The organism is Streptococcus sp. GMD1S, assembly GCF_000296875.1.
Taxonomy (GTDB): domain Bacteria; phylum Bacillota; class Bacilli; order Lactobacillales; family Streptococcaceae; genus Streptococcus.
Window position 1 is genome coordinate 1 of record NZ_AJQY01000452.1, and the last position, 4,780, is coordinate 4,780.

The 4,780-nt window shown below is 37.6% G+C and carries 4 protein-coding genes; 3 read left to right on the top strand and 1 reads right to left on the bottom strand.

All coding sequences use genetic code 11. The features are described from left to right. Nucleotides 1–158 precede the first annotated feature (158 nt). The 3 genes from GMD1S_RS11160 to GMD1S_RS11170 are packed head-to-tail and all read left to right on the top strand — an operon-like array spanning nucleotide 159 to nucleotide 3,951. Nucleotides 159–1,199 (top strand): ABC transporter substrate-binding protein, encoded by a 1,041-nt coding sequence (locus GMD1S_RS11160; protein WP_000753272.1) that lies wholly within the window; start codon nucleotides 159–161, stop codon nucleotides 1,197–1,199. Between the two features lie 12 nt (nucleotides 1,200–1,211). Continuing rightward, nucleotides 1,212–2,303, top strand: coding sequence for an ABC transporter ATP-binding protein (locus GMD1S_RS11165; protein WP_001289677.1), 1,092 nt, complete (start codon nucleotides 1,212–1,214; stop codon nucleotides 2,301–2,303). After that, nucleotides 2,293–3,951, top strand: coding sequence for an ABC transporter permease (locus GMD1S_RS11170; protein WP_000676642.1), 1,659 nt, complete (start codon nucleotides 2,293–2,295; stop codon nucleotides 3,949–3,951). Before GMD1S_RS11165 ends, GMD1S_RS11170 begins: the two co-directional genes overlap by 11 nt. Nucleotides 3,952–4,051: 100 nt before the next feature. Here GMD1S_RS11170 and GMD1S_RS11175 read toward each other — a convergent pair whose 3' ends face one another. Next, nucleotides 4,052–4,744 carry a histidine phosphatase family protein gene (locus GMD1S_RS11175; RefSeq protein ID WP_000049290.1) on the bottom strand — a complete coding sequence of 231 codons (693 nt, stop codon included), beginning with the start codon at nucleotides 4,742–4,744 and terminating at the stop codon, nucleotides 4,052–4,054. Nucleotides 4,745–4,780: the final 36 nt, after the last annotated feature.

The following is a 4,780-nucleotide window of genomic DNA, read 5'->3' on the forward strand; positions in this document are numbered from 1 at the left end:
TGATTATTTGTCTCTTGTAGCTACTTCCCCTAACTTCTTTAACTCATATTTCTCGTTTTAGATTTCTTTAAGGTTTTTATTATATGATGTAGAACTCTGTAATTGAAAACATTAGGTAAACAAACAGAGAATAATGTTCGTAAAAAAGGAGAAAAATTATGAAAAAAACACTATCACTTCTCTATTTCAGCTGGATATTTCTACTTTTGTCAGGATGTTCTTCAACAACAGAAGCTGAAACTAGCATTGAAAATGATACGGATAAGACTTTAGTTGTTTATTCGCCTAACCCTGAAGATCTTATTGAAGAAACAATCCCAGCTTTCGAAGAAAAATATGGTATCAAGGTTGATTTAGTCCAAGCTAGTACTGGTGAATTATTCAAGAAAGCTGAGGCTGAGAAAGAAGCTCCTGTAGCCGATGTCATTTTCGGAGGTTCCTACGCACTCTTCTCTTCTAACGAAAAGCTCTTTGAGCCGTATACTTCCCAAGAAAACGACCACATTATCCCTGAATATCAAAATAAAACCGGATTCTACACCCCTTATACACTTGACGTCAGTGTCATCATTGCCAATTCAGCTCTTACAAAAGACATTAAAATTGAAGGCTACAATGATTTACTCAATCCCAAATTAAAAGGAAAAATCGCTACTGCTGATCCAAGTAATTCTTCTAGTGCCTTTGCTCAATTAACAAACATGCTTGTGGATCAAGGGGGCTATGAAAATGAGCAAGCTTGGACATATGTGAAAAATCTATTTAGCTTAGTAGATGGGAAAATTGCTTCTAGTTCTTCAAATGTCTACAAATCAGTCGCTGACGGAGAAATGGCTGTCGGACTCACCTATGAAGATCCTGCATTGAAACTCTTAAACGATGGCGTTGATGTAAAAGTCATTTATCCAAAAGAAGGAACCGTCTTTTTGCCTGGTAACGCAGCTATTATCAAAAATGCCAAACACATGGAAAACGCTAAAAAATTTATCGATTTCCTTCTTTCTCAAGACATTCAGGATAAACTAGGAACTGAAACAACCATTAGACCCATTCGAAAAAATGCTAAAATCAATAAAAATATGAAAGCAATGACAGAAATCAATATCGCTACTGAAGATTCAGATTATGTCATCCAAAATAAATCAGCTATTCTTAAAAAGTACAATGATATTTTCACTAATATTCAATCGAAACAGTAAAAGAGGTTCACTATGAGTGAGATCAAAATTATTAACGCAAAAAAAATCTACCACGACATTCCTGTCATTGAGAATTTAAACGTTACGATTCCAAAAGGAAGTCTTTTCACCATTCTTGGACCTTCAGGTTGTGGAAAAACGACCCTTCTTCGAATGATTGCAGGCTTCAACAGTATTGAAGGCGGAGAATTTTACTTCGATGATACTAAAATAAATAATATAGAACCCAGCAAACGCAACATCGGCATGGTTTTCCAAAACTACGCTATTTTCCCACATTTGACTGTCCGAGATAATGTTGCTTTTGGTCTTAAACAAAAAAAGGTTCCAAAAGATGAATTAGTTCAACAAACTAATAAATATCTGGAACTAATGCAAATTAATCAATACGCAGATCGAAAGCCCGATAAACTCAGTGGTGGACAACAACAACGTGTCGCCTTAGCACGTGCATTAGCTGTTAATCCAAGTGTTCTCCTCATGGACGAGCCACTTAGTAACCTGGATGCGAAACTTCGCTTAGATATGCGCCAAGTTATTCGAGAAATTCAACACGAAGTGGGAATTACAACTGTATATGTGACCCACGATCAAGAAGAAGCGATGGCTATTTCAGACCAGATTGCCGTTATGAAAGATGGGATCATCCAACAAGTCGGACGACCAAAAGAACTCTATCATAAACCAGCTAATGAGTTTGTGGCAACCTTTATTGGACGCACAAATCTCATCCCAGCCAAACTACAAAAAAAGAGCGACAGTGCTTATATCGTCTTCTCAGATGGCTATGCCCTCCCTATGCCAGCTCTTGATCAAGCTAAGGAACAAGCTGTTCTTGTGAGTATCCGTCCCGAAGAGTTTATCAAAGATGAATCTGGAGATATTGAAGGAATCATTTCCGATAGTGTTTATCTTGGACTCACCACTGAATATTTTGTAGAGACTGCATTTTCTTCAAAAATACAGGTCAGCGAAGAATCAACTTTTGAAGAAGATCTTCAAAAAGGGGATCGAATTCGTCTACGAATCAATACTCAAAAGTTAAATGTCTTTTCTGCAGATGGTTCCCAAAATCTTATTACAGGAGTTGGCTATGAAAGGTAAAAAACTAAATATTTGGACAGCCTCCTCATTCTTCATCTTTCTTACCTATCTTATTTTTCTTGTTTATCCAATTATTATTGTACTCAAGCAAGCACTCATACATGAAGGTCAATTCTCACTCGCTAATTTTGAAGATTTCTTTAGTAAATCCTATTACTCTGAGACACTAGTAAACAGTTTTAACGTCTCCATTACTTCTACTGTAACTTCCCTAGTTTTAGGGACTTTATTAGCTTACCTCTTTTCTATATATGACTTCAAAGGAAAGAAATTTTTACAGATATTGATTATCATAGCATCCATGTCAGCTCCCTTTGTAGGTGCCTATTCTTGGATTCTACTTCTTGGTAGAAACGGAGTTATTACAAAATTTCTAACCAACACACTCCATTTGCCTGCTTTTGATATTTATGGCTTCAAAGGAATTGTACTTGTGTTTACACTTCAGCTATTCCCATTAGTTTTTCTATACGTGGCTGGAGCAATGAAAAGGATTGACCATTCCCTTCTTGAAGCCGCTGAAAGTATGGGGGTAATCGGATTCAAACGTATGGTAACAGTTGTTTTGCCTCTTTTAGTTCCAACTTTACTTGCTGCTACGCTACTTGTATTTATGAGAGCATTCTCCGACTTCGGAACTCCTATGTTAATTGGTGAAGGATATCGGACTTTCCCTGTTTTAATTTATAATCAATTCATTAGTGAGGTTGGCGGAAATTCTGCATTTGCATCTGCTTTAGCAATCATGGCGATTATCATTGCTTTAACAATCTTCCTCATCCAAAAATATATTTCAAATCGCTATAGTTTCAGCATGAATTCGCTCCATCCAATTGAGCCGAAAAAAACTACAAAAGGAAAAATGGCTGCTATTTATGCAACAGTCTACGGAATTATCTTGTTCTCTGTTCTACCTCAAGTCTACTTGATTTATACCTCTTTCCTAAAAACATCAGGTATGGTATTTGTCAAAGGCTATTCTCTAAATAGTTACAAAATTGCCTTCAATCGTATGGGATCTGCTATTTTTAATACGATTCGCATTCCTTTGATTGCTTTAATTCTTGTTGTTTTATTTGCAACGGTTATCTCCTACCTAGCTGTTAGAAAACGAAATTTGTTTACAAACTTAATTGATAGCCTTAGTATGGTACCTTATATTGTGCCAGGAACTGTTCTAGGTATTGCCTTCATTTCTTCATTCAATACTGGTCTTTTTGGAAGCGGATTTCTGATGATTACAGGAACAGCCTTTATATTGATTATCTCCTTATCTGTCCGAAGACTCCCTTATACAATCCGCTCATCTGTTGCTAGCTTGCAACAAATAACACCTAGCATTGAAGAAGCCGCTGAGAGTTTAGGAAGTAGCCGTCTCAATACTTTCAGTAAAATCACTGTTCCAATGATGTTACCCGGTATTATTTCTGGATCTATTCTATCATGGGTAACAATGATTTCAGAACTCTCTACTTCTATCCTGCTATATAATTCCAAAACAAAAACTATGACCGTAGCAATCTATACAGAGGTTCTCAGAGGAAATTATGGTGTAGCCGCAGCTTTATCCACGATTTTATCTATCCTAACAGTCGCTTCCTTACTATTATTCATGAAAATCTCTAAAAGCAATAACATTACACTCTAATTTTTCCCTATCAAAAACAGCCGAAAGGATGATCCTAGGCTGTTTTTCTAATCTCTTATCACAATACATGACCCGAAGTTCTGATGAACGTATTTACTGATTAAATAGAATTTTCTTCCATCTTCTCACGTCCCAGTTCCCGATAGCTACGGTCACCGACGATTTCAACAGTAAACTGACCGTTCTCGTATTCTAGAATGGTCACACTACCATTATCTAGACCATGCGGATGCATGCCATTAATGAGATAAACCATCGTACCAATGGTCATCCCGTGGCTAACAACCAAGGCATTGCCACCACCTTGTTCTTCCATTTCTTTGGCAATCGTTTCAAAACCTTCTCTAATTCGGCCACTAAGTTTTTCCCAACCTTCAGCCCAACCAGCAGTATCAACCTCTACCAAACCTTCAGCTAGCTCTGCATAGGATAACTGATGAACATGATCCACCTTGAAAACACGAGGAATGACCCCCATAAAGAGGTCTCCATCATAGGCCCCATCAAAACTACCAAAGCACCACTCACGGATTCGCTTATCCATGCGGTAAGGGATTTTCCCTTGTAAACCCAGTTCTTCTAGGATAATTCCCATGGTCTGAATGGTACGCCCTGAATCACTGGAATAAGCTCGGTCAAACTGCAAACCAGACTCTCTCAAGCCAATTCCCAACTCATGAATTCCCAACTCACCTTCTGCAGTTAGAGGCGTATCACTCCATCCTTGAGCACGTCCAATCGTGTTAAACATGGTTTTCCCATGACGGACTAAGTACAATCTTACTTTAGACATTTTCTATCCTCCATTTTCTTCTATTATATCATGGAT